A 23433-nucleotide genomic window follows, 5' to 3' on the forward strand; every position below is an offset into this window, starting at 1 on the left:
GTAGGCGGTTCCGCGGCCCGGCGATTCATCCGGCACGAACGATGCCGGTACGCGCCGGCGCCGGAGAGGCTGGCGGCATCGAAAGGGAGGGGCGGCCCATGGCGGCGACGGATTCACCGGCAACGACCAACCGCGCGGCAGGACTCGGTGTCCTGCTCGCGGCCTGTGTGTCCGCGCTGGTGGTGAACGCCAACACGTCCGCCGTGACGATCCTGCTCCCGGCGATCAGCGAGGACGTCGGCGCCTCGGTGGACACGCTGCAGTGGGCGGTGACCGGGTACATGCTGGTCGGCGCCGCGGTGATCGTCACCTCCGGCGCGCTCGGCGACGTCTTCGGCCGCCGCCGGATCTTCCTCGGCGGCCTGGTCCTGTTCGTCCTGTCCTGCGCGCTGATCGCCCTCTCCTCGGCGGCGGCCGGGGTGATCGCCGGCCGGATGATCCAGGGCGCGGCCGGCTCGACCATCCTGGCCTGCGGGATGAGCCTGCTCTCGGTGGACTCGTCCGGCGCCGGGCAGATGAAGGCGATCACGCTGTGGGGCGCCGCGTCCGCGGTCGGCGGCGCGGCCGGTCCGCTGCTCGGCGGCGTGCTGGTCGACTCGACCGGCTGGCAGGGACTGTTCTGGATCGACGCGCTGATCGCCGCCCTGTGCATCCCGCTGACCTGGTTCACCGTGAAGGAGTCCCGCGACCCGGACCGGCCCCGGCAGATCGACGTGCTCGGCACCGTCCTGGTCGCGGTCCTGCTGGTCCCGCTGGTGCTGGCGCTCAGCGAGGGCGGCGACTGGGGCTGGTTCTCCGCGCCGACCGTCATCTGCCTGGTGATCGCGGTGCTCGGCGGCGTCGGGTTCGTCTGGGCCGAGCGGCGCGCCACCGCGCCGCTGGTCGACCTCCAGCTGCTGCGCAACCGGGTGCTGGTCGGCGCCGCGCTGGCGATCCTGCTGGTGGCCGGCGTGATCAACGCGCTGATGTACCTGCTCAGCCTCTACTTCCAGGACCCCAACGGATTCGGGATGACCGCGCTGGAGGCCGGCCTGGCCACGCTGCCGGCCGCGGCCGCGATGATCGCGATCACCCCGGTGATCACGCCGCTCGCGGTGAAGATCGGCCCGAGGTACGCGGTAGCGATCGGTTTCGGACTCTCCACGGTCGGCTGCGCGGCGCTCATCTTCGTCAGCCCGTCCTGGGGCTACGGCGCCTTCGTCCTCCCGCTGATCGTCCTCTCGGTCGGTCTCGGGCTGGCCAACGGCCCGGCGTCGTCCGCCTCGACCAGCGCGGTCGACGCCGACGAGGTCGGCCAGGCCTCCGGCATCTCCAACATGGCCCGCTACGTGGGCGGATCCCTCGCGGTCGCCGCCGCGGCCACCGTCTCCGCCGCGGCCACCGCCGGCCGGACCACCCCCGAGGGGATCTCGGACGGGCTCGGCGCCGGCGCGCTGCTGCTGGCGCTGATGTCCGCCGCCGGGGTGGCCCTGGTGCTCCTGCTGCGCCGGCACAGGTCCGAGCCGGCCACCGCCGTCCACCTCGCGGCCGCAGCCGCGGCGACCAGCCACACGATTCCGACCCGGCCGCAGCCGGCGACTACCGGAGGTGCTCGATGACCCCGTTCACCAGCAAGGACTACGTCCAGCGGATGGAACGCGCGGTGGCGCAGGCGGCCGAGGCCGGCCTCACCGGGCTGCTCGTCACACCCGGTCCCGACCTGACCTACTTCACCGGGTACCAGCCGACCGCGATCACCGAGCGGATCACCATGCTGGTGCTGGACGCCGACCACGACCCGCACCTGATCGTGCCGGTGCTGGAACGCCCGGACGCCGAGGGCGCCCCGGTGGCGATCACCGACTGGGCGGACGGGACCGATCCGTACGCCGCGGCGGCGCGCCTGCTGGACCCGAGCGGCCGCTACGCGATCTCCGACTCGGCCTGGGCGATGCACCTGCTCGGTCTCCAGAAGGCGCTGCCCGACTCGTCCTACACGTCGATGACCGGCAGCCTGCCGATGCTGCGGGCGGTCAAGGACGCCGACGAGGTGGACCGGCTCGCGGCCGCCGGGGCCGCCGCCGACGCGGCTTACGAGCAGATCATTTCGGTACGCTTCGAGGGCCGCACCGAACGCGAGGTCGGCAACGACCTGGCCCGCCTGCTGACCGAGCACGGGCACTCCCAGGTGGACTTCACCGTGGTCGGGTCCGGTCCCAACGGCGCCAACCCGCACCACGAGATGGGCGACCGGGTGATCCGGCGCGGCGACATGGTGGTGCTCGACTTCGGCGGGCTCAAGGACTCCTACGGCTCGGACACCACCCGGACCGTGCACGTCGGACCGCCGACCGCGGACGAGCAGGAGATCTTCGACGTGGTCCGGCGGGCGCAGCAGGCCGCGTTCGAGGCGGTCCGCCCCGGCATCCCGTGCCAGGAGGTCGACCGGATGGCGCGGCGGGTGATCGACGAGGCCGGGTACGGCGAGTACTTCATCCACCGGACCGGGCACGGGATCGGGCTGACCACGCACGAGCCGCCGTACATGGTCGAGGGGGAGGAGCAGCCGCTCGTCCCCGGGATGTGCTTCTCCATCGAGCCGGGGATCTACCTGCCCGGGCGGCTCGGCGTGCGGATCGAGGACATCGTCACGGTGACCGAGACCGGTGGCCGGCGCCTCAACAACACCAGTCACGACCTCCAGGTCGTGGCCTGACCGACTTCTCCTCATGGAACGCCGCGGCCGATGGGGGTCGTCCGTGGCGTTGCGGGGCGCCGGCCGTAGTGCCGCCACTTGATGGGCCGGCGCCCCGCCTCCCCCCTTGTTCTCTCGTGCCGGCTAGGAGTGAGGAAGCGATGGAGTCTCTGCGAAATCGGCGCCCGGTCGCGGCGCTCGCGCTGGCCGGGCTGCTGCTCGCCGGTCCGGCGGCGTGCAGCGGGGAGAACAAGCCGGAGGGGCTGCCGTCGAACCGCCCGTCCGTGGAGAACACCGCGGACCGGACCCGTCCGACGCCCACCGGGGACGAGACCACGACGACCTCGGAGCCGGAGCCGACCCGCACCCGGGAGAGCCGGACCGCGGAGCCGACGAAGACGACCGAGAAGCCGGAACCGACCAAGACCCAGGAACCCACCAAGACCCAGGAACCGACCAAGACCCAGGAACCCACGAAGACCCAGGAACCCACGAAGACCCAGGAACCCACCGAGACCGAGGAGCCGGAGCCGACCGCGACCTCCACCTCGGCCGTCGTCGCCGAGCCGGCCGCCGGTGAGGACGAGAGCAGCGGCGGGGCCTGGGGCTGGCTGCTGCTGATCGCGCTGCTCACCGGCCTGGTCGGGGCGCTGCTCTACGGCCGCAACCGGAAGGTCACCGCCTGGGACGGGGAGACGCGCGGGCTGGCCGGGGAGACCCGGACGGTGCTCGGCGTGCGCCTTCCGCCGGTGCTGACCACGGCCGACCCCGGGCAGCGGGGACTGGCCTGGCCGCCGGTGCGCGACGACCTGACGTCGCTGGAGGCGCGCTGGGCCGCCGTGGTGGCGACGGCGCCGGACGAGGAGCGGTCCTCGTACGCCGGTGGGATCGGCGGGATGCTGCGCGACCTGGTGATCGCGGTGGACGCGGAGAACGAGGCGGTGGCGAGCGGGCGGGACTGGCAGATGCTGCGGCCGCGGCTGGACGCGATCCTGGCGGCGCTCACCGCCGCGCTGGAGCCGGCGCCCGGGCCGGCCACCGTCTACGCCGCGCAGCACGCGGCGCCGGCGCCGGCGGAGGCCGCGCCGCCGCCGGCCACCAACGCCTACGGGGAGCCGCTCGACGAGGAGGATCCGTACGACTACCCGCCGCCGCCCCGTCACGCGGCCCCCGGCTCCGATCCCGGTCGTGGTCCGGCACCGGGATACCCGACCCAGCCGCAGCCGGGACAGGCGCAGCCGGGCTATCCCACCCAGCAGCCCGGTCCCGCCCAGCCCGGCCAGCCCCAACCCGGCCAGCCGCGCCCGGGCGATCCGGGTCCGGCGCCCGGTTACGCCGACTACACCGACCCGGACGATCTCGGCCCGAGCGGGAACTCCCACCCGGGGTACTGAACCGCCCGCTCTCCGATGTTTATGCTCTACCGGAGAGCATAAACATCGGAGGGGGTCACGGTGGATCTGTCGGACATCAAGGCCGTACTGCTCGACATGGACGGCACCCTGGTGGAGTCGCACGCCGCCGTGGAGCGAGCCTGGCGCACCTGGTCGGCCGAGCACGGCGTGGACCCGGACGCGGTCCTGGCCGTCGCCCACGGCGCGCCCGCCGAGACGACCGTCCGCCGCTTCCTCCCGGCCGCCGAGACCGGCATCGCCGCCGCCCGCCAACTGGCTCTCCAATACGACGACCTCTCGGACGTCACCGCGGGCCCCGGCGCCGCCGAGCTCCTCGGCACCCTCGCCCGCCGTGGCCTCCCCTGGGCGGTCGTGACCAGCGCGGACATCCGCCTCGCCAACGCCCGGCTGGCCGCCGCCGGCATCGTGCCGCCCGTGCTGGTCACCGTCGAGGACATCGCGGCCGGCAAACCCGCCCCGGACGGTTACCTCAAAGCCGCCGCCATCCTCGGCGTCCCGCCCGCGACCTGCCTGGTCGTCGAGGACGCGGAGGTCGGCGTCCGGGCCGGCCGGGCCGCCGGCGCCCGCACCGCGGGCCTGCGCGGCCTGGAAGCCGACCTCACCGTCGACACCCTGGCCGACCTGGCCCGCCTCCTGGGTTAGATCTCCCGGACCACCCACGGACCCCGGCTCGCGCGGGAGCATGCGGTCCGTACCCCGGCGGACCCGCGTATATAAGGATCTTGAAGTGGGTCCTTCGCGGGAAGCCGCCGCGCGATCCGCCGTGGCAGGATGCGGGAATGAGCAGATCGGGGGCACCGGAACGGCTGCGTGACCTCGTCCGGCTTCGGCGCGTGCGGGATCGCATCGACCGCGATTACGCTCAGCCGCTCGACGTCGAAGCCCTGGCCCGCGGGGCGAACATGTCCGCCGGCCACCTCAGCCGGGAGTTCAAGCTCGCCTTCGGCGAGTCCCCTTACGGCTACCTGATGACCCGCCGCATCGAGCGGGCCATGTCCCTGCTGCGCCGCGGCGATCTCAGCGTCACCGAGGTCTGCTTCGCGGTGGGGTGTTCGTCGCTGGGCACCTTCAGCACCCGGTTCACCCAGCTGGTCGGCGTCTCCCCGAGTGAGTACCGGAAAACCCAGTCCGGCGCCACCGAGGGCATTCCGAGTTGCGTGGCGAAACAGGTGACCAGACCGGTCAGGAATCGAGAAGCCCGCCAGGCTGCGCGTTCCTAGCATGGGCGGCATGGACATCACCATTCACGCGAGTTTCCTGCCGCACACCGACCCGGAGGCGTCCGTCGCCTTCTACCGTGACGTCCTCGGTTTCGAGATCCGCAAGGACGTCGGTTACGGCGCCATGCGCTGGATCACGGTCGGACCGAAAGGCCAGTCGACCTCGATCGTGCTGACGCCGCCGGCCGTCGATCCCAGCATCACCGAGGACGAGCGGCGGATGATCGCCGAGATGATGGCGAAAGGCACCTACGCCGGTCTGATCCTGGGGGCCGAGGACGTCGACGCCGTCTTCGAGCGGCTGGTGGCCGGTGGCGCCGACGTGGTCCAGGAGCCGGCCGACCAGCCTTACGGGATCCGCGACTGCGCCTTCCGCGACCCGGCCGGCAACATGATCAGAATCAATCAGCTGTAGGAGCGCCGGACGTCACGGTGCCAGGATCCGCATCACCTCGCCGGCCCGGTCCTCGAGCCGCGCGATCGTCTCCTCGTCGAAGACGTCCGACACGTCGGACATGATGAACAGCGTGCCGGCCACCACGCCGTGCCGGCGCAGCGGCACCCCGGCATAGGTCCGCATCGCGCCGAACAGTGCCGACGGCGGAAAGAACCCCCAGGTCCCGGCGTGCAGGTCGCCGATCACCAGCGGGCTGTCGTGGCCGGCCACCCGGCTGCACGGCGCCCACTCGGCGGGCATGCCGCCCGGGTCGTCGAGGCAGGCCGGCGCGCCGGTCGCGGCCGCGAACAGCACGGCGTCCTCGCGGACCAGGTTGATCCCGGCGATCGGGGCCTTCAGCTCCCCGGCGACCTCGTCCAGGATCTCCTGCAACCGGTCCCGGACCAGCAGCCCCGCCAGGAACAGGTCGGTCACCGCGGCGGTCCGCGTGTCCACCAGCACGTCCAGCGAGCAGGTCTCGAAGGCCGTCACCGACATGGAAGATCCTTTCAACCGAGGGCACGCCGTCGCCCGGATGTCGTCCGGAACGGCGGCGCGGTGAACCCAAGGTGCGGGCCCCCGGGTGCCATCGGGTGCGCCGCCGGTTGCCGCCCGGTTGTTGATCAAAACCGGTTTTCGGTACGACCTGAGCGCCCCGAATGAGCATCCCCTCCGCCTTTACGCGTTATGCGTGTTCATGCACGCCAGTCGGGGCCCCGGCCGGTCGGGTCACGCCGCGGCCTGCGGCACCGTCCGTACGTGAGCGTTCACAACGCGGTGATGTCACGTTTCGCCCCGATTACGGTTAGGGGTCTTGACAGATAACGAGCGTCGATGGGTGAATGTGTGAGTTCCTGATCGGACAAGTGAGTGGTCCACCACCGTTTGCGTGTGAAGCCGTTTGGCTTTGAGGGGGCTCCATGTTCAATAACGTCAGTTCCGTGCGCCCGAAAACCGTTGCCGCCACCTTTGCCGCCGCCGCGCTGCTGCTCGGCGCCGGCGCCTGTGCCAAGAGCGAGGACTCCGGGGCGACCGGCGGCGGCTCCAGCGCGGGCCCCGCCGCCACCCAGGTCGTGCAGTCCGCCGCACCCAACGCCGCCACCTGCACCTCCGACCAGTACGGCGCCTCCAAGATCGACTTGAAGACGGCGCAGGTGGGCTTCTCCCAGTCGGAGAAGGAGGCGAACCCGTTCCGGATCGCGGAGACGCAGTCCATCAAGGACGAGGCCGCGAAGCTGGGCATCACCAACCTGAAGACCACGAACGCGAACTCGCAGTTCCCCAAGCAGATCGCCGACGTGGAGCAGATGATCGACGGCGGCGTCCAGCTGCTGATCATCGCGCCGCTCAACTCGGACGGCTGGGACTCGGTGTTCGCCAAGGCGTCCGCCAAGCACATCCCGATCATCACCATCGACCGGAAGATCAACGCCACCGCCTGCAAGGACTACCTGAGCTTCATCGGCTCGGACTTCGCCGAGCAGGGCAAGCGGGCCGCCGACGCGATGGCCAAGGCGCTGGGCAACAAGGGCGAGGTGGCGATCCTGCTGGGCGCCCCCGGCAACAACGTCACCACGCTGCGGACCAGCGGCTTCAAGGACGAGATCGCCAAGGTCGCGCCGGAGATCAAGGTGACCTTCGAGCAGACCGGCAACTTCTCCCGGGAGGACGGGCAGAAGGTCGCCGAGCAGCTGCTGCAGTCCAACCCGAAGATCAACGGCATCTACGGCGAGAACGACGAGATGGCCCTGGGCGCGATCACCGCGCTGAAGGGCGCCGGCAAGAAGGCCGGCGACGTGAAGATCGTGTCGATCGACGGCACCAAGGGCGCGGTCCAGGCGATCATCGACGGCTGGATCTACTCGGTCATCGAGTCGAACCCGCGTTTCGGCCCGCTGGCCTTCTCCACCGCGACCGACTTCTTCGGTGGCAAGCCGGTCGGCCAGGACATCATCATCCAGGACCGGTCGTACGACGAGAGCAACGCCAAGACCGACATCACCAGCGCGTACTGAGCGATACGCCGGCGCCCGGCCCGCGAGGCCGGGCGCCGGTCCGGCACGGAGGAGGGCGGCGCATGGCGCTGCTGGAAGTGGCCGGTGTCTCCAAGATCTTCCCGGGTGTGCGTGCGCTGGACGGGGTGTCCTTCACCCTGAATCCGGGTGAGGTGCACGCGCTCGTGGGGGAGAACGGCGCCGGCAAGTCGACGTTGATCAAAGTACTCACCGGGGTGTACCAGCCGGACGGCGGCGAGCTGCGGTACCGGGGTGAGCCGGCCCGGTTCGGCACCCCGCTGGACGCCCAGCGCGCCGGGATCTCGACCATCTATCAGGAGGTCAACCTCGTCCCGCTGATGAGCGTGGCGCACAACCTGTTCCTCGGCCGCGAGCCGCGCAACCGGTTCGGCCTGCTGGACGAGGCCCGGATGGTGCGCGAGGCCACCGAGATCCTGTCCGGTTACGGCGTCCGCACCGACGCGCGCCGCCGGCTCGGCACCCTGCCGCTCGGCGCGCAGCAGATGGTCGCGTTGGCCCGGGCCGTGATGATCGACGCCAAGGTCGTGGTGATGGACGAGCCCACCTCGTCGCTGGAGCCACGCGAGGTGGAGACCCTGTTCGGGGTGATCCGGGACCTGCACGCCCGGGGGATCGGCATCATCTACGTCTCGCACCGGCTCGACGAGCTCTACCGGATCTGTGACACGGTCACCATCCTGCGCGACGGCAAGCTGGTGCACACCGGCCGGATGGCCGACCTGGAACGCCGCAAGCTCGTCTCGCTGATGCTGGGCCGCGAGTTCGGCGAGGACTTCACCAGTTTCACCGAGGTGCCGGTCCGTGACGAGGCCGGCGAGCCGGTGCTCCGGGTGACCGGTCTGACCAGCCGGCCGCGGCTCGACGGCATCAGTTTCGAGGTGCGCCCCGGCGAGGTGGTCGGGCTCGGCGGCCTGCTCGGCGCCGGCCGCAGCGAGACCGTCAAGGCGATCGGCGGGGCCTACCCGGTGGACGCCGGCGAGATCGAGGTGGACGGCGTCAGGCTGACCAGGCCCAGCACGGTACGCGCGGTGAAGGCCGGCGTGGCGACCCAGCCGGAGGACCGCAAGGCCGAGGGGATCGTCCCGGGGCTGTCCATCCGGGACAACATCGCGCTGGCCATCCTGCCCCGGATGACCAGGATGGGCCTGGTCAGCGACCGGAAGATCGACGAGGTCGTGGACATCTACATGAAGCGGCTGCGGATCAAGGCGTCCAGCCCGCACCAGGTGGTCGGCGACCTGTCCGGCGGCAACCAGCAGAAGGTGCTGCTGGCCCGGCTGCTCGCCACCGGCCCCAAGGTGCTGCTGCTGGACGAGCCGACCCGGGGCATCGACGTCGGCGCCAAGGCCGAGGTGCAGGCGCTGATCGACGAGCTGGCCGGCGAGGGGCTCGGCGTCGTGCTGGTCTCCTCGGACGCCGAGGAGCTGGTCGAGGGCGCCCACCGGGTGGTGGTGCTGCGCGACGGCGTGGTGGTCGGCACGCTGACCGGCGACCGGGTGACCACCGAGGACCTGATGGCCACGATCGCGGAGGCCGCGGATGACCACTGAAGCTCTCGCCCGCCCGCGGTGGGCGTTCGACAAGGCGTGGCTGCCCAAGTACGGGGTCTACGCCGCCATCCTGCTGCTGATCGCGTACAACATCGCGTTCACGCCGTACTTCCTGACCCTGAGCAACCTGCGGATCCAGCTGATCCAGGCGGCGCCCGTGGTGATCGTGGCGATGGGCATGGCGCTGGTGATCGGCACCGAGGGCATCGACCTCTCGGTCGGCTCGGTGATGGCGCTGACCGCCGCGCTGATCCCGCTCTACCTGGGCTACGGCGTGGTCGCCGCGATCGGCGTCTCGCTGCTGGCCGGGGTCGCCGTCGGGCTGGCCAACGGCCTGCTGGTGGCGAAGGTCGGCCTGCAACCGATCGTGGCCACCCTGGCGCTGTTCGTCGGCGGCCGCGGTCTGGCCGTGGTGATCTCCGGTGGCCAGCTCAAGGACATCCGCAACGAGGACTTCCTCTACCTCGGCTCCGGTGACCTGCTCGGCGTCCCGGTGCTGGTGTGGACCGCCGCGCTGCTGGTGCTGGTGGTCGCGTTCGTGATCCGGCGCACCGTGTTCGGCCGGCGGCTGCTCGCCATCGGCGGCAACCGGCCCGCGGCCGAGCTGGCCGGCCTGCCGGTCAAGCGGGTCCTGATCGGGGTCTACGTGCTCTGCGCGGTGCTCGCCGCGATCGCCGGCCTGCTCTCGGTCTCGCGGATCCAGTCCAGCGACGCCTCGGCAGTCGGCCTGCTGATCGAGCTCTCCGCGATCACCGCGGTGGTGGTCGGCGGCACGCCGCTCACCGGCGGCCGGGTCCGGGTGCTCGGCACCGTGGCCGGCGCCCTGCTCATGCAACTGGTGGTCGCCACCATGATCAAACACGATCTCCCGCCGTCCACCACCGAGATGGTGCAGGCCGTGATCATCCTGGTCGCGGTCTACGTGGCCCGGGAGAGGAGGACCCGGTGACCATGTCCGCCACACTTCCCGCGAGCCCCGGCCGGATGTCCGGGGTGGTGCAGCGCCAGGGTGCGCTCGCCGTGCTGTTCGCCGTGGTGGTGGTCAGCCTCGCCCTGTTCCCCGGGTTCCGCAGCGTGGACAACGCCGGGACGATCCTGGTCGCCGCGGCGCCACCGATGCTGATCGCGCTCGGGATGACCTTCGTGATCATCACGGGTGGCATCGACCTGTTGGTCGGCTCGCTCTACGCGCTCGGCGGGGTGGTCGCCGCCTGGGCCTCCCAGTACGGCTTCGCCGCCGCGCTGGCCGCGCCGCTGCTGGTGTGCGGGGCGATCGGCGTACTGAACGGGGTGTTGATCTCGCGAACGCAGATGGCGCCCTTCATCGTGACCCTGGCCTCGCTCCTCGGCGCCCGCGGTCTGATGCGCAGCATCAGCGACCAGGGCTCGACCACCTACCTGGTGGAGAGCGACGCCTTCCACCGGATCGGCACCGGCTCGCTGCTCGGCGTCGGCGTCCAGGTCTGGCTGACCGCGGTGCTGGTGCTGCTCGGGGTGCTGCTGCTCAACCGCACCCGGTTCGGTCACGGCGTGCAGGCGATCGGCGGCAGCGAGGACGCCGCGGCGCTGATGGGCCTGCCGGTACGCCGGATCAAGGTCGGGGTCTACCTGCTCTCCGGCCTGCTCGCCGGCCTGGCCGGTGCGATCAACGCGGCCAAGCTCGGCTCCGGCGTCACCGTGCTCGGCGGCGGCATGGAGCTCGATGCCATCGCCGCCGTCGTCATCGGCGGCACCCTGCTCACCGGTGGCGCCGGGTCCATCGCCGGCACGGTCGCGGGTGTGCTGCTGCTCGGCGTCATCCAGAACCTGATCAACCAGAACGGTGACGTCAACAGCAACTGGCAGCAGGTGATCAGCGGCGCCTTCCTCGCCGCTGTCGTGGTGGCTCAGACCTACCTCGCCCGGGTCCGACGCACCCCATCCCCCTAAGGAGTCAGATGCGCCGCCTCGTCCTCCGAGCGGTGGCCGCATTCGCGCTGGTCGCCGGTGGCATCGCCGCCACCGGCAGCCCGGCCGCGGCCGTCACCCCCAAGACACCCCCGCTCACCACCCCGTGGACCAATCAGGTGTCCACGACCAACCCGCTCCCCGAATATCCGCGCCCGCAGATGACCCGCCCGGACTGGCAGTCGCTCAACGGCGAATGGCAGTTCCTCAACCCGGCGACGGTCGACCGCAACGCCGCGCCGCCGGTCGGGCAGACGCTGCCGGAGCGGATCCTGGTGCCGTACCCGGTGGAGTCGGCGCTCTCCGGGATCATGCGCAACGACGACCGTGACCTGATGTTCTACCGCCGGACCTTCACCGTGCCGGCGGCGTGGAGCGGCCGGCGGGTGCAGCTGCACTTCGGCGCCGTCGACTACGAGGCCACGGTCTGGGTCAACGGCCGGCAGGTGACCACCCACAGGGGCGGCTACGACCGGTTCGAGGTGGACGTCACCGACGCTCTGAACGGCGGCACCAACGAGATCATCGTGCGGGTGTACGACCCGACGGACGGTCGCGGGGAGAAGCAGCCGATCGGCAAGCAGACCAACAACCCCAGTGGCATCTTCTACACGCCGACCTCGGGGATCTGGCAGACGGTGTGGCTCGAGCCGACCGCTACGTCCTCGTTGTTCTCTGTCGATATTTATCCGAATATCTCGGGTAAGACGGCGCGAGTTCGCGTCTTCACGCGCGGAAACGTGTCCGGTTACAGCGTGCTCGCCGAGGCGCTGGCGGGTTCGACGGTCGTCGGCAGCTCCGTCGGTGGGTTCACCGAATTCACCGTCCCGGTGCCCAACCCGCGCCTGTGGTCGCCCGACGATCCCTACCTCTACAACCTGCGCGTTTCGCTGCGCAACGCGTCCGGCGCCACCGTCGACCAGGTGACCAGCTACTTCGGCATGCGCGAGGTCGGCACCAAGCTGGTCAACGGGGTGCTGCGCCCGACCCTGAACGGCGAGTTCGTCTTCCAGGCCGGCACCCTCGACCAGGGCTTCTGGCCCGACGGGCTGTACACCGCGCCCACCGACGCGGCGCTCGCCTCGGACCTGCAGAAGCACAAGGACCTGGGCTTCAACATGGTCCGCAAGCACATCAAGGTGGAGCCCGCCCGCTGGTACTACTGGGCGGACCGGCTCGGGCTGCTGGTCTGGCAGGACATCCCGTCGACCATCCCGTTCGACGCGAACCGGACGGCCGCTCAGATCGCCGAGTACGAGACCGAGGCCCACGAGATCATCGACGAGCACCGGGCCTTCCCGTCGGTGGTCACCTACGTCCCGTTCAACGAGGGCTGGGGCGAGTGGAACCTGGCCGACACCCAGCGGATCACCCGGGACCTGGAGAGCTACGACTCCACCCGGCTGATGAACCCGCACAGCGGCTTCAACTGCTGCGCGTCCAAGGGCGACCCGGGCACCGGCGACATCATCGACTGGCACATCTACACCGGACCGGACGCGCCGGCGCCGACCGCGTCGCGGGTGTCCATCCTGGGCGAGTTCGGCGGGCTCGGCCTGCGCACGCCGGGGCACGAGTACAGCCCGGACGGCAAGTTCTTCGCGTACGAGCAGATGTCGTCGAACGCGCAGCTCAACGACCGGTTCACCGGGATGATCCGGGACTCCGAGCGGCTGATGACGTCGAGGGGCCTGTCCGGATTCGTCTACACCGAGATCACCGACGTGGAGGGCGAGTACAACGGGCTGTTCACCTATGACCGTCAGGTGCAGAAGGTGGACACCGGCCAGGTGCGGACCGCGCTGACCAATCTGATCAACGCGTCCAAGAACCAGAACGCGGCGGCGCCGCTCACCCTGGGGCACGTCCGCTCGTTCCAGGTGACCAACGCCGGGCTGACGAACCGCTACCTGCGGCACGCGAACTCCCTGGCCCGCACCGACGTGATCAGCGGGGACACCGCGCGGCAGGACGCGTCGTTCCGGACCGTCGCCGGTCTGGCCGACCCGCACTGCTACTCGTTCGAGTCGGTCAACTTCCCCGGCAAATTCCTGCGGCACGCGAGCGGGCAGGTCCGGATCGACGCCGACACCGGTGGTACGTTCCGGGCCGACGCCACCTGGTGCTCGCGCGCCGGGCTGGCGACCGGCGGCACGTCGTTCGCGTCGTACAACTTCCCGGGCTCGTTCCTGCGGCACCAGTCGGACAACGTGGTGCTGGCGGCGAACGACGGCAGCGCGCAGTTCGCCGCCGACGCCACCTGGAACGTGACCAACCCGGCGCAGTGGCGCAGCTCGGTGATCCTGCCGTTCGACGTGCGGCGGTCGCTGCAGGTCACCACGTTCGGCTTCACCGACCGGTACCTGCGGCACGCGGACAGCCAGGGCTGGACCGAACACGTCGACGCGGGCAGCGGCGCGCTGCTCAAGCAGGACGCCACGTTCACCCTGCGGCACGGCCTGGCCGATTCGTCCTGCTACACCTTCGAGTCGGTCAACTACCCGGGCCAGTTCCTGCGGCACGCCGACAGCCGGATCCGGCTCGCCGCCAACGACGGTTCGGCCCTGTTCGCCTCGGACGCCACCTTCTGCGCTCGCCCCGGTCTGGGCGGCACCGGGGTGACCTTCGAGTCGATCAACCTCCCGGGCAACTACCTGCGGCACTACGACTCGCAGGCCTGGATCTCGGCCGGCGTCGGCACCGACCGGAACCGTCCCCAGCAACTCTCCGCGGACAGCAGCTGGAACGTCGCCACCGGCTGGGCCTGACCGCAACCACCGAACGGCCGTCCAGGGGAACAGCCCTGGGCGGCCGTTCGGCCGTGGTCATCAGGCTGGGCGTGGTGGTGGTGTCCCGGGCTGGATGACCACCATCAGCGCGAGCCGGTGGTTCGGATCTCGGCGGTCAGAGGCAGGCGGCGGGCCGGCAGGAGTGTGGTGGTCACCACAGCGGCGCACAGGATCGGCACTCGGCGGTGTTACCTTATTTCGCATGCGAAATAACGAGACGGTGCGCATCCCGGTCGCGACGGGTGGCGCCATCGTGGCCACGGTGTTCGAGCCGTCCGTCGCCGACGCCGTCCTCGTCCTGCACCCCGCGACCGCCACCCCGCAGGGCTTCTACGCCGCGTTCGCGGATTACCTGGCGGAGCACGGGATCGCCACGGTCACCTACGACTACCGGGGCACCGGCCGCTCCGGCCACCCGCGCGACCACCGCGACCTGGGGATGCGCGACTGGATCGGTGCGGACGCGCCGGCCGTCGCGCAGTGGGCGCGGCAGCGGTTCCCCGGGCTGCCCCGGCTCGCCCTCGGGCACAGCCTGGGCGGGCACGTCATCGCGCTCGGCGCGGCCGGCACCGACCTGGCCGCCTCGGTCATCGTCGCGTCGCACGTCGCCGCGATCCGCACCATCCCCAGCCGCGCGGAGCGCTTCCGGGTGCGGCTGCTGCTGCACCTGCTGGGCCCGCTCGCCGGCCGGTTCTACGGCTACGTCCCGGCCCGCCGCCTGGGCCTCGGGGAAAATCTGCCGCTGGCCGCGATGGCCGAGTGGGGCGGCTGGGCCCGGATGGACAACTACTTCTTCGACGACCCGTCGATGCGCGCCCGGGAGCGGACCGCGACCCTGACCGGCCCGGTCCTCGCCGTCGGCACCTCGGACGACCCGTGGTCCACGCCGCGCCAGATGGACGCGCTCACCACCCACCTGACCGGCGCCGAGGTGGAGCGGCGGACCTACACGCCGGCCGCCGCCGGGGTGCCGGTGATCGGGCATCACGGGCTGATGCGCCGCTCGATGCGCGAGGCCGTCTGGCCGGAACTGCTGGCCTGGTTGCACACCCACGCGGCGAAGGCGACAAGATGACCGCGTGCGCCTGCCTCGCCTGATCTTCCTGCTCTTCAATGCCGACCGCGCGGTCCGGCGCTGGATCGACGCCCGTTCCGGGGACACCGGGATCGGCGCGTCCGGCGCCGGCGTGCTCTTCTACCTGGCCGGACACGAGAACGCCCTGATCGGCGACGTGACCGCGGCCCTCGGCGCCTCCCCGTCCGGGATGAGCGGCCTGGTCAACCGGCTGGAGCGGGGCGGCTGCGTGACCCGCTCCCCGGACCCGGCCGACGCCCGCGCCGTGCGGCTCGCCCTCACCCCGCGCGGCCTCTCCGCGGTGTCCCGTGCCCGGGAACTGGTCGACGACCTGAATCAGCAGCTCACGGCAGGTTTCAACGAGGCCGAGGTGGCGGTGGTCCAGCGCTGGCTGGAGCATGTGACCCGGGTCTCCATGCATCGGGAGTGACCGATGCCGGGAGGAAAACCCGGCGCTTTCCTCAACCCCGGCCGGGGATGGCCGAAGGAACACGGCGTGGGCGCCCACCGGGTACCCGCGCCGCTGCCGTCCGACCCGTCCGAGGAGACCCATGACTGACTCCGTCGTCTTCGACCAGATCCCCGTCGTTCGCGCCATCGGCCGGGGCACCACCTCGCTCGCCGCGTTCCACGACGCCCTGGTGACCATGGAGTGCGGTTTCTACAACCTGGTCCGGCTCTCCAGCGTCATCCCGCCCGGCACCGCGGTCGACCCGAGCGGCAAGGCGCCGGTCCCGGTCGGCGCCTGGGGCGACAAGCTGTACTGCGTCTACGCCGAGCAGCACGCGACCCAGGTGGGCGAGGAGGCGTGGGCCGGCATCGGCTGGGTGCAGCGGCGCGACGGGAAGGGTGGGCTCTTCGTCGAGCACGAGGGGACCAGCGAGGCGTTCGTCCGCGAGGCGATCAAGGCCAGCCTGCGGGACCTGGTAAAGGGGCACGAGGACGAGTTCGACGGACCGGACTTCGTGGTGCACGGTGCGGTCTGCGACGGGGAACCGGTTTGCGCGCTGGTGCTCGCGCCCTACGAGACCGCTTCCTGGCGCGGGATCCGCGCGACCGACCCGCCCGGCATGAACTGACTCTTTCGGTACGCGAATCCGCGCCGCTCCCGGCCGGTCTCGCTCTGGTTCTCCCGTGGACAGCCCCGCTCCGGTTCGGAGCGGGGCTTCTCGTGGTCAGGGCTCGCGCCCCGGCCGGCCCTCAGGGGCTCGCGCCCCGGCCGTCCCTCAGGGGCTCGCGGCCAGGCCGTCCCTCAGGGGCTCGCGGCCAGGAAGAGGAACGCCGCCAGCAGGCTCAGGTGGAGGCCGCCCTGGAGGACGTTCGCGCGGCCGGGGACGACGGTGAGCGTGCCGATCACCACGGTCAGGGCCAGCAGCACCGTCTGGGTGCCGCCCAGGCCGAGCAGCAGCGGGCCGTCCAGCCAGAACATCGACACCGCGATCGCCGGGATGGTCAGGCCGATGCTCGCCATCGCCGAGCCGAGCGCCAGGTTCAGGCTGGTCTGCATGCGGTCCCGGGTCGCCGCGCGGACCGCCGCGATCGTCTCCGGGAGCAGCACCAGCAGCGCGATCACCACGCCGACGACGGACTGCGGCAGGCCCGCGCCCGCCACGCCCGACTCGACCGCCGGGGACACGCCCTTGGCCAGGCCGACCACGCCGGCCAGGGCGAGCATTAGCAGGCCGAGACTGAGCAGGGTCGCCCGGTTCGTCGGCGGATCGAGGTGCTCCTCCTCGTCGACGACCCGGCCCTCGGTGGTGATCGGCAGAAAATAGTCCCGGTGCCGGCGCGTCTGCACGGTCACGAAGAGCAGGTAGAGCCCGAGCGACGCGATGGCCGCGAAGCCCAACTGTGCCGGGGAGAACTGCGGGCCCGGTCGGCTGGTGGTGAAGCTCGGCAGCACCAGACTGAGCGTGGCGATCATCGCGACCGTGGCGAACGCGGCCCCGGTCCCCTCCGGGTTGAAGACCGCGATCCGTCGCCGCAGCGCGCCGACCAGCAGGGACAGGCCCAGAATCCCGTTGCAGGTGATCATCACGGCGGCGAAGACGGTGTCCCGGGCCAGCGACTGGGACTTCTCGCCACCACTGATCATCAGCGTGACGATCAGGGCGACCTCGATGATGGTCACGGCCACCGCGAGCACCAGGGAACCGAACGGCTCACCCACCCGGTGCGCGACCACCTCGGCGTGGTGCACGGCGGCCAGGACGGCGCCGGCGAGCAGGGCGGCCAGCAGGGCGACGGCGGGTGGGGGCAGGTCGCGGCCCCAGGTCAGGACGAGGGTGGCAACGGCGAGCACCGGAAGGTAGACCGTCCAGTGCGACAGATAGGACCGAATCTTGGGCGTCATCCGCCAACTCTGCCAGAGGCTCCGCCGGCCGGCCCGGCTTCCGGAAATGCCACCGAGACTTCCGCGGTCCGCTTCTCGATCTGTTCGAGCCGCTACCTCGAGCCGGGATTCAGCCCGGCGGGCGCCGGGCGGTCCGGTGTGCGGCGGGCCTCGCGGTTAGCCACGGATAGTCTGCGTAGAACGTACAAAATCTGGGTTTTTGGCGGTTTGCCACAGGGTGAGCGCCAGGAGGAGTTCGCCGAGATTGCCCAGCCACGGGACGGCCGCGCCGACGCCGGCCGCGATCAGCATCGTGAGGGAGCCGATCAGCAGCCAGGGGTGGCGGGTGGTGATCTGGACGGCGATGCCGATGGCGATCAGTACCCCGATCGCGACGATGGCCGGGATGGGCGGGCCGGCAGCGGCGGCGTTGGTGTATCGGATGGTGTCGGCGTAGGTCTTGGGCTGGAGGTCGAGGGCGGCCACGTCCTGGAACACGCCGAGCGCGATCATCAGGGCGGTGAGTGCGCCGAAGGCCGCCGGGGCGGTGCGGCGCTGGAGCCAGCCGACCCGGTGACGGCGGCCGAGACCGACACCGACCATGATGAGCAGCGGCACCAGCAGGGCGTGCGTGACGAATCGCGGGATCGAGAGGGCGTGCAGCAGCGGGCCGGCGCCGAGCAGGCGGCCGCTCGCGATCACCGCGTTGTCCCCGATCAGGGCGACGAGCACGAGGATCAGCAGGGTGGGCACCCAGCCGCGGGGCAGGCGGAGGAGCAGGGTCAGAAGGACGAGTTCGGCCACGGCGATCAGGGCGAAAAGCGTGCTGACCATGCGAGCTCCGTTTCTCACTCCGAAACGCTGTTCGTCAACCTAAGGGTCGATGCCGGGGTGGGCAAGCATCCGGCCCGCGGCCGGGCATACTCGGGCGTTGTGAGTGAGCGGACGCCCCGGATCGAGATCGAATACTGCACGCAGTGCCGCTGGCTGTTGCGGGCGGCGTGGCTGGCACAGGAGTTGCTGACGACGTTCCCCCGGGATCTGGGCGAGGTGGCGCTGGTCCCCGGCATCGGCGGCGTGTTCGAGGTGCGCCTCGACGACGAGGTCCTGTGGACCCGCAAGCCGGACGGCTTCCCGGACCTGCCCCAGCTCAAGCGACTGGTCCGCGACCTGGTAGCCCCCGGCCGCGACCTGGGCCACTCCGACCGTGCCGCTTCCGCTTCGGCCGCTCCGGCCGCGCCGGACGCTTCCGCCGTTCCGGCCGCGCCGGACGCTTCCGCCGTTCCGGCCGCGCCGGACGCTTCCGCCGTTCCGGCCGCGCCGGACGCTTCCGCCGTTCCGGCCGCGCCGGCCGCTCCCGCCGCGCCGGCCGCTCCCGTCGCTCCCGTCGCTCCCGCCGTTGCGGTCGCGCCCGCCGCGCCCGCCGCGCCCGCCGCGCCCGCCGCGCCCGCCGCGCCCACCGATCCAGCCGCGCCGCCGGGTAAGAGTTAAGTTCCGAAATAACCCTTACTGCCGCGGGTCAGAGGTCGGGACTGTCCAGCGGGGCCATGATGCGCAGCGCGTTCGGGTCGACCGCGATCCGCATCGGGGTGGCGCCGCACGGCTCGCCGTCGACCTCGACCGCCGCGGGCCGGTCCGTCTCCAGCCAGAGTTCGCGGACCGCGAGGAACGGGCGTTCGTGCAGCGTCCGCCTATGTCCCGTGGCCGCGTTGCGAGCCGTCTCGCGCAGCAGCTCGCGCCGCGCCGGACCACCGACCGGGTACGCCACCAGCAGCCGGTCGTCCGCGTGCGCGTCCGCGGTGATCGGGCGCCCGGCGTGGAACCCGCCGTTCGCCACATACACCTGGTGGGTGTGGAAGCGCAGCTCCCGCCCCTCGGCCCGGATCGTGGCCCGCAACGGCCGGTGCCGGGCCAGCAGCCCGAGCGCGGTGAGCGGGTAGGCGACCCGCCCGGCCAGCCGCTTCAGCCCCGGCGGCACGCTGATCATCACCTCGGCGGACAGCCCGATCCCGACGTGATTGGTGAACGGCCGGTCCCCGGCGACCCCCAGGTCCACGTCGATCACCTTGCCGTCGACCAGCGTGGCTATCGCGGTGTCCAGGTCCGGCGCGATACGCACGGTCCGGGCGAAGTTGTTCGTGGTGCCGAGCGGCAGCAGCCCGAGCGCGACGTCCCGGTGCGCGAGCAGCCGCCCGGCGGTGCTGATCGTGCCGTCGCCCCCGCCGGCGATCAGCAGGTCCGGCCCCTTGCCGAGCGCGTCCTGAAGCAGCGTCTCCAGCTCGCCGGACTCCTCCATGGCATATGTCCCGAGGAGCTCGAAACCGGCCGTGAGCAGCCGGTCCCGAGCGTCCTCGTAGAGCTGCCGCCCGCGGCGGGACCGCGTGTTGACGACCAGCGCCGCCCGGCGGTCGCGGCGGATGTCATCGGTGAGCTGCTGCTTGCTCCGCACCCCGCGACCCTATCCGCCGCCGGTCCGCTCAGACCGTCGAGATGAAGTCCGGGTGGCTCAGCAGGAAGCTGTCGATGGTGTCTCTCTTGACGGCCTGGAGCAGTTTCATGCTGTCGTCGCTCAACAGCTCGACACTGCCCACGTTCGGCACGTTCTGCGAGTTCAGCTTGCCGGCGTTGGTCTTGATGGTGACCAGCCGGTCGGGTTTCAGGTCGCGCATCCCCAGCGCCCAGTCGACGAGGCTGATGCCGCCCTTGTCCACTGTCATCGACTTGCCGAACGCGCTCAGCAGCGCCGGGAGTTTCGTCGGCGAGTCGAGCCCGTCGGACACCGCCTGGTTGATGATCGCCTTGAAGAACTGCTGCTGGTGCCGCTGCCGGCCGTAGTCCAGCGACTTGTCGCCGAGCAGGTCGCGCTGCCGGACGAAGTCGAGCGCGTCAGCCGGCGTGAAGCAGTGATCGCCCTTCGTGTAGACCTTCGGTTTCACCCCCGCGATCCTGGACCGCAGTGTGCCGTCCGGGTTGATCACGAAGGGGGCGGCCGGCTTGCCGTTGGCGTCGGTGCCCCGGTGGATCGAGGTGGTCTGGGTGTCCACATACATACAGACGCGGCCGAGCACCTTGACCACGTCGCGGAAGCCCTGGAAGTCGATGATCGCGCCGGCGTCCGGGGTGATCCCGGTCAGCTCCTTGATCGTCATGGTGAGCAGCTCGAAGCCGTGTTTCAGCGCCTCGGTGCCCTTCAGCCCGCGGGTGCCGAAGGCGAACGCGGCATTGATCTTGAACTTGCCGCCCGCGAACGACTGCGCGCCGTTGTCATAGGCCGGGATTCGCACGTAGCTGTCCCGGGGCAGGGAGATCAGATAGCCACTCGAATGATCTTTGTTGATGTGCAGCAGGATGATCGAGTCGGAGCGCAGTGCCTCGCCGTTGATCTGTGAGGGGCGCTGGTCGATGCCGACCAGCAGCACGTTCTTCGCGCCGTCGAGATTGACGTTCTTCTTCTCCTCGACGGGTTTGGCGTTGCCGAGCAGATCCTCCTGGCCGACCTCGGAGGTGGCCGCGGCCACCGCGAAGCGCACCCCGACCGCGCCGCCGCCACCGACCACCAGCAGCGCTGCTCCGAGGACCACGGTCCAGAAAGCCCAGCGTGGCATGCGGCGTCGTCGGCGCCTGCTGATCCTGCGCACGGGAGGTCTCCTCTGGGTCGACGGTCATTCCACCCATGAAGACGGGAGCGGCCGCTCGAAAGATTGCGCCGACGGCTGTGAATTTTCTCCAGCCGCCGGCGACCCGCTTACTTCCGTTCACTGTCGCGCCTTCGACCGTCCCTAGCGTCCAGATCACCATTCCCCGCCGTTAAGCGAGTCGACATGTCCCCTCAGCCGGACGTCAGCGTGGTCATCCCGACGTGCAACCGGCCGGAGCTGGCGGTCCGCGCCGCCCGCAGCGCGCTCGGTCAGACACACCGGAACCTCGAGGTCCTCGTCGTCGTCGACGGCCCCGACGACGCCACCACCCGGGCCCTGGCCGAGATCGGCGACCCCCGGCTGGACGTGCTCGTGCTCCCGCGGCGCGGCAAGGCGCCGAACGCCCGCAACACCGGCGCACGGCACGCCCGCGGCCGGTTCACCGCGATGCTCGACGACGACGACGAGTGGCTGCCCACCAAGCTCGCCGTGCAGCTCGACCTGGCCGCTCAGGCCGGGTCCGCGACGCCGATCGTGGCCTGCCGGATGGTGAACCGGACCCCGCGCGCCGACTCGGTCATGCCGCGCCGGCTGCCCGCGCCGGGCGAGCCGATCAGCGAGTACTTCACCGTCCGCAAGGGCTTGTTCTACGGCGACGGGTTCATCCAGACCTCCACCATCATGGCGCCCACCGAGCTGTGGCGCGCCGTGCCGTTCACCGTCGGCCTGCGCCGGCAGCAGGAGCTGGACTGGGCGCTGCGGGCGCTGCGCGAGCCGGGCACCGAGTTGATCTACGCGGCCGAGCCGCTGGTCCTGTGGCACCAGGACGAGGACCGCGAGCGGATCAGCCTGGAGAACCCGTGGCGCGAGCAGCTGGAGTGGCTGCGCGCCAGCCGCGAGCTGTTCACCCGGCGTGCCTACGCCGCCTTCACGCTCAGCGTGCTCAGCTCGATGGCCGCGCCGACCCGGGACGGCAAGCTCTTCCGTGAGCTGCTCGCCGAGGCCCGCCGGCACGGTCGCCCGGGCCTGCTCGACTACCTCACCCACCTCCAGATCTGGGCGCTTCCGCCGAGCCTGCGGCACCGGCTGCGCGATCTGGTCGTCGGCCGCCGGTCCGTGAGCCGGCCGGCCGAGCCGGCGCCGCAGGTGCACGCCGATGTCGACTGAGCGCCGGGTCGCGATCTGGCGCAGCGCCATGCTGCCCGGATCCGAGACGTTCATCCGCAACCAGGGCGACGCCCTGTCCCGCTGGACCCCGACCTACGTGGGCGCCACCCGGATCGAGTCGGCGCTCTCCCGCCCGGACGACGTGATCGCCTTCCCGGACCACCGAGGCTTCCTGCGCCTGCGCTTGACCGGGGCTTCGCCCCGGCTTCACCACACCCTTCTTTCGGTACGCCCAGAGCTCCTGCACGCCCACTTCGGCGGTGACGGCTGGCTGGTCAGCCACACGGCCGCCCGGCTCCGTGTGCCACTCGTGGTGACCGTGCACGGCCACGACGTCACCCGGCAGCCGGCCGGCCCCGGCGCCAAGGGCCTGCGGTACCGCCGCAACCTGCGCACCGTCTTCCGCCGGGCCACCACGGTCATCGCGGTCTCCGAGGTGATCCGGGAGCGGGCGATCCGCTGGGGCGCCGACCCGGCGAAGGTACGCGTGCACTACACCGGCGTGCCGGTCCCCGCGGCCGTCCCGATGGTCCCGAAGCGCTGGGACGTGGTGTTCGTCGGCCGCTTCGTCGCCAAGAAGGGCGTCGACGACCTGCTGGCCGCGCTCGCCCGGATCGAGACGCCGCGCCCGCGCGCGCTGTTCATCGGCGACGGCGAGCTGATGCCGGCGATGCGCGCCCGGGCCGAGGAGCTGCGGGTGGACGCCACCTTCGTGGGCAGCGAGTCCCCCGAGGCGGTGGCCCGGCACCTGTCCGAGTCCCGGATCCTGGCCTGCCCGTCGAAGACCGCACCGGACGGCGACACCGAGGGACTGCCCACCACGATCCTGGAGGCCGGCGCGCTGGGCCTGCCGGTCGTCGCGACCCGGCACAGCGGCATCCCGGAAGCGGTCGTGGACGGGGAGACCGGTCTGCTCACCCCCGAGGCGGACCCGGCCGCGCTGGCCGCGTCGCTGACCCGGCTGCTCGGGGACGCGGAGCTGCGGCACCGGCTGGGCACCCAGGCACGGCGGCGCATCGGCACGCACTTCGACCTGGGGGAGCAGACGCGGCGGCTGGAGCGTCTCTATGACGAGTCGACAGCGGGCGCTAGGCTGACCAGTCAGCGCTGATATCCGCTCACTGCTCGATGCCCGCTCGTCCGCTTCGAGGGGC

Annotated in this window: 22 protein-coding genes; 17 read left to right on the forward strand and 5 right to left on the reverse strand. The window is 71.3% G+C overall.

Annotated elements, in window-relative coordinates; translation table 11 throughout:
- Positions 1-98 precede the first annotated feature (98 nt).
- From Aiant_RS31940 to Aiant_RS31965, 6 genes are all read left to right on the forward strand, one after another.
- The gene (locus Aiant_RS31940) at positions 99-1598 is read left to right on the forward strand and encodes an MFS transporter (RefSeq protein ID WP_189333651.1); all 1500 of its coding nucleotides are present in this window, start codon (positions 99-101) and stop codon (positions 1596-1598) included.
- Entirely contained in the window at positions 1595-2695 is a 1101-nt protein-coding gene (locus Aiant_RS31945) for an aminopeptidase P family protein (protein WP_189333650.1), read from the forward strand. Before Aiant_RS31940 ends, Aiant_RS31945 begins: the two co-directional genes overlap by 4 nt.
- Before the next feature lie 140 nt (positions 2696-2835).
- Positions 2836-4068, forward strand: coding sequence for a hypothetical protein (locus Aiant_RS31950; RefSeq protein WP_189333649.1), 1233 nt, complete (start codon positions 2836-2838; stop codon positions 4066-4068).
- Between the two features lie 60 nt (positions 4069-4128).
- Positions 4129-4731: an HAD-IA family hydrolase gene (locus Aiant_RS31955; protein ID WP_189333648.1), complete on the forward strand. Its 603-nt coding sequence runs from the start codon at positions 4129-4131 to the stop codon at positions 4729-4731.
- 137 nt (positions 4732-4868) lie between these two features.
- Entirely contained in the window at positions 4869-5309 is a 441-nt protein-coding gene (locus Aiant_RS31960; RefSeq protein ID WP_189333647.1) for a helix-turn-helix transcriptional regulator, read from the forward strand.
- A 10-nt stretch (positions 5310-5319) separates the two neighbouring features.
- Positions 5320-5724 (forward strand): VOC family protein, encoded by a 405-nt coding sequence (locus Aiant_RS31965; RefSeq protein WP_212846557.1) that lies wholly within the window; start codon positions 5320-5322, stop codon positions 5722-5724.
- Positions 5725-5736: 12 nt separating this feature from the next.
- On the opposite strand, the gene Aiant_RS31970 is transcribed toward Aiant_RS31965, so the two are convergent.
- The gene (locus Aiant_RS31970) at positions 5737-6243 is read right to left on the reverse strand and encodes a GAF domain-containing protein (RefSeq protein WP_189333645.1); all 507 of its coding nucleotides are present in this window, start codon (positions 6241-6243) and stop codon (positions 5737-5739) included.
- Positions 6244-6686: 443 nt separating this feature from the next.
- Between Aiant_RS31970 and Aiant_RS31975 the strand changes: the two genes are divergently transcribed.
- The 8 genes from Aiant_RS31975 (at position 6687) to Aiant_RS32010 (ending at position 16221) form a co-directional block, all read left to right on the forward strand.
- Entirely contained in the window at positions 6687-7760 is a 1074-nt protein-coding gene (locus Aiant_RS31975) for an ABC transporter substrate-binding protein (RefSeq protein WP_229830765.1), read from the forward strand.
- Between the two features lie 62 nt (positions 7761-7822).
- A complete protein-coding gene (locus Aiant_RS31980) occupies positions 7823-9331 on the forward strand; it encodes a sugar ABC transporter ATP-binding protein (protein ID WP_189333643.1) in 1509 nt (502 codons plus the stop codon).
- The gene (locus Aiant_RS31985; RefSeq protein WP_189333642.1) at positions 9321-10280 is read left to right on the forward strand and encodes an ABC transporter permease; all 960 of its coding nucleotides are present in this window, start codon (positions 9321-9323) and stop codon (positions 10278-10280) included. The genes Aiant_RS31980 and Aiant_RS31985 overlap by 11 nt, the downstream gene beginning before the upstream one ends.
- Positions 10281-10282: 2 nt before the next feature.
- The gene (locus Aiant_RS31990; RefSeq protein ID WP_189333801.1) at positions 10283-11260 is read left to right on the forward strand and encodes an ABC transporter permease; all 978 of its coding nucleotides are present in this window, start codon (positions 10283-10285) and stop codon (positions 11258-11260) included.
- A gap of 8 nt (positions 11261-11268) precedes the next feature.
- The gene (locus tag Aiant_RS31995) at positions 11269-14046 is read left to right on the forward strand and encodes an AbfB domain-containing protein (RefSeq protein ID WP_189333641.1); all 2778 of its coding nucleotides are present in this window, start codon (positions 11269-11271) and stop codon (positions 14044-14046) included.
- Between the two features lie 223 nt (positions 14047-14269).
- Complete coding sequence (locus Aiant_RS32000) at positions 14270-15142, forward strand: alpha/beta hydrolase family protein (protein WP_189333640.1); 873 nt, start codon at positions 14270-14272, stop codon at positions 15140-15142.
- Between the two features lie 4 nt (positions 15143-15146).
- Positions 15147-15572, forward strand: a complete 426-nt coding sequence (locus tag Aiant_RS32005; protein ID WP_189333639.1) for a MarR family winged helix-turn-helix transcriptional regulator — start codon at positions 15147-15149, stop codon at positions 15570-15572.
- Between the two features lie 121 nt (positions 15573-15693).
- On the forward strand, positions 15694-16221 hold the full coding sequence (locus Aiant_RS32010; RefSeq protein WP_189333638.1) for a pyruvoyl-dependent arginine decarboxylase: 528 nt from the start codon (positions 15694-15696) through the stop codon (positions 16219-16221).
- Positions 16222-16394: 173 nt separating this feature from the next.
- On the opposite strand, the gene Aiant_RS32015 is transcribed toward Aiant_RS32010, so the two are convergent.
- Positions 16395-17495 (reverse strand): calcium:cation antiporter, encoded by a 1101-nt coding sequence (locus Aiant_RS32015; protein WP_189333637.1) that lies wholly within the window; start codon positions 17493-17495, stop codon positions 16395-16397.
- Positions 17496-17651: 156 nt separating this feature from the next.
- A complete protein-coding gene (locus Aiant_RS32020) occupies positions 17652-18308 on the reverse strand; it encodes a hypothetical protein (protein ID WP_189333636.1) in 657 nt (218 codons plus the stop codon).
- Positions 18309-18407: 99 nt separating this feature from the next.
- Here Aiant_RS32020 and Aiant_RS46025 point away from each other — a divergent pair, with 99 nt between their 5' ends.
- Positions 18408-18965: an Rdx family protein gene (locus tag Aiant_RS46025; protein ID WP_229830763.1), complete on the forward strand. Its 558-nt coding sequence runs from the start codon at positions 18408-18410 to the stop codon at positions 18963-18965.
- 28 nt (positions 18966-18993) lie between these two features.
- Here Aiant_RS46025 and Aiant_RS32035 read toward each other — a convergent pair whose 3' ends face one another.
- Positions 18994-19923 carry a diacylglycerol/lipid kinase family protein gene (locus tag Aiant_RS32035; RefSeq protein ID WP_189333635.1) on the reverse strand — a complete coding sequence of 310 codons (930 nt, stop codon included), beginning with the start codon at positions 19921-19923 and terminating at the stop codon, positions 18994-18996.
- Positions 19924-19951: 28 nt separating this feature from the next.
- Positions 19952-21079, reverse strand: coding sequence for an LCP family protein (locus tag Aiant_RS32040; protein ID WP_189333634.1), 1128 nt, complete (start codon positions 21077-21079; stop codon positions 19952-19954).
- A gap of 216 nt (positions 21080-21295) precedes the next feature.
- Between Aiant_RS32040 and Aiant_RS32045 the strand changes: the two genes are divergently transcribed.
- Both Aiant_RS32045 and Aiant_RS32050 read left to right on the forward strand, forming a co-directional pair.
- A complete protein-coding gene (locus Aiant_RS32045; RefSeq protein ID WP_189333633.1) occupies positions 21296-22279 on the forward strand; it encodes a glycosyltransferase family 2 protein in 984 nt (327 codons plus the stop codon).
- Positions 22269-23390 carry a glycosyltransferase gene (locus Aiant_RS32050; RefSeq protein ID WP_189333632.1) on the forward strand — a complete coding sequence of 374 codons (1122 nt, stop codon included), beginning with the start codon at positions 22269-22271 and terminating at the stop codon, positions 23388-23390. The genes Aiant_RS32045 and Aiant_RS32050 overlap by 11 nt, the downstream gene beginning before the upstream one ends.
- Positions 23391-23433: the final 43 nt, after the last annotated feature.

Origin of the sequence: Actinoplanes ianthinogenes, assembly GCF_018324205.1 — a bacterium.
GTDB lineage: Bacteria > Actinomycetota > Actinomycetes > Mycobacteriales > Micromonosporaceae > Actinoplanes > Actinoplanes ianthinogenes.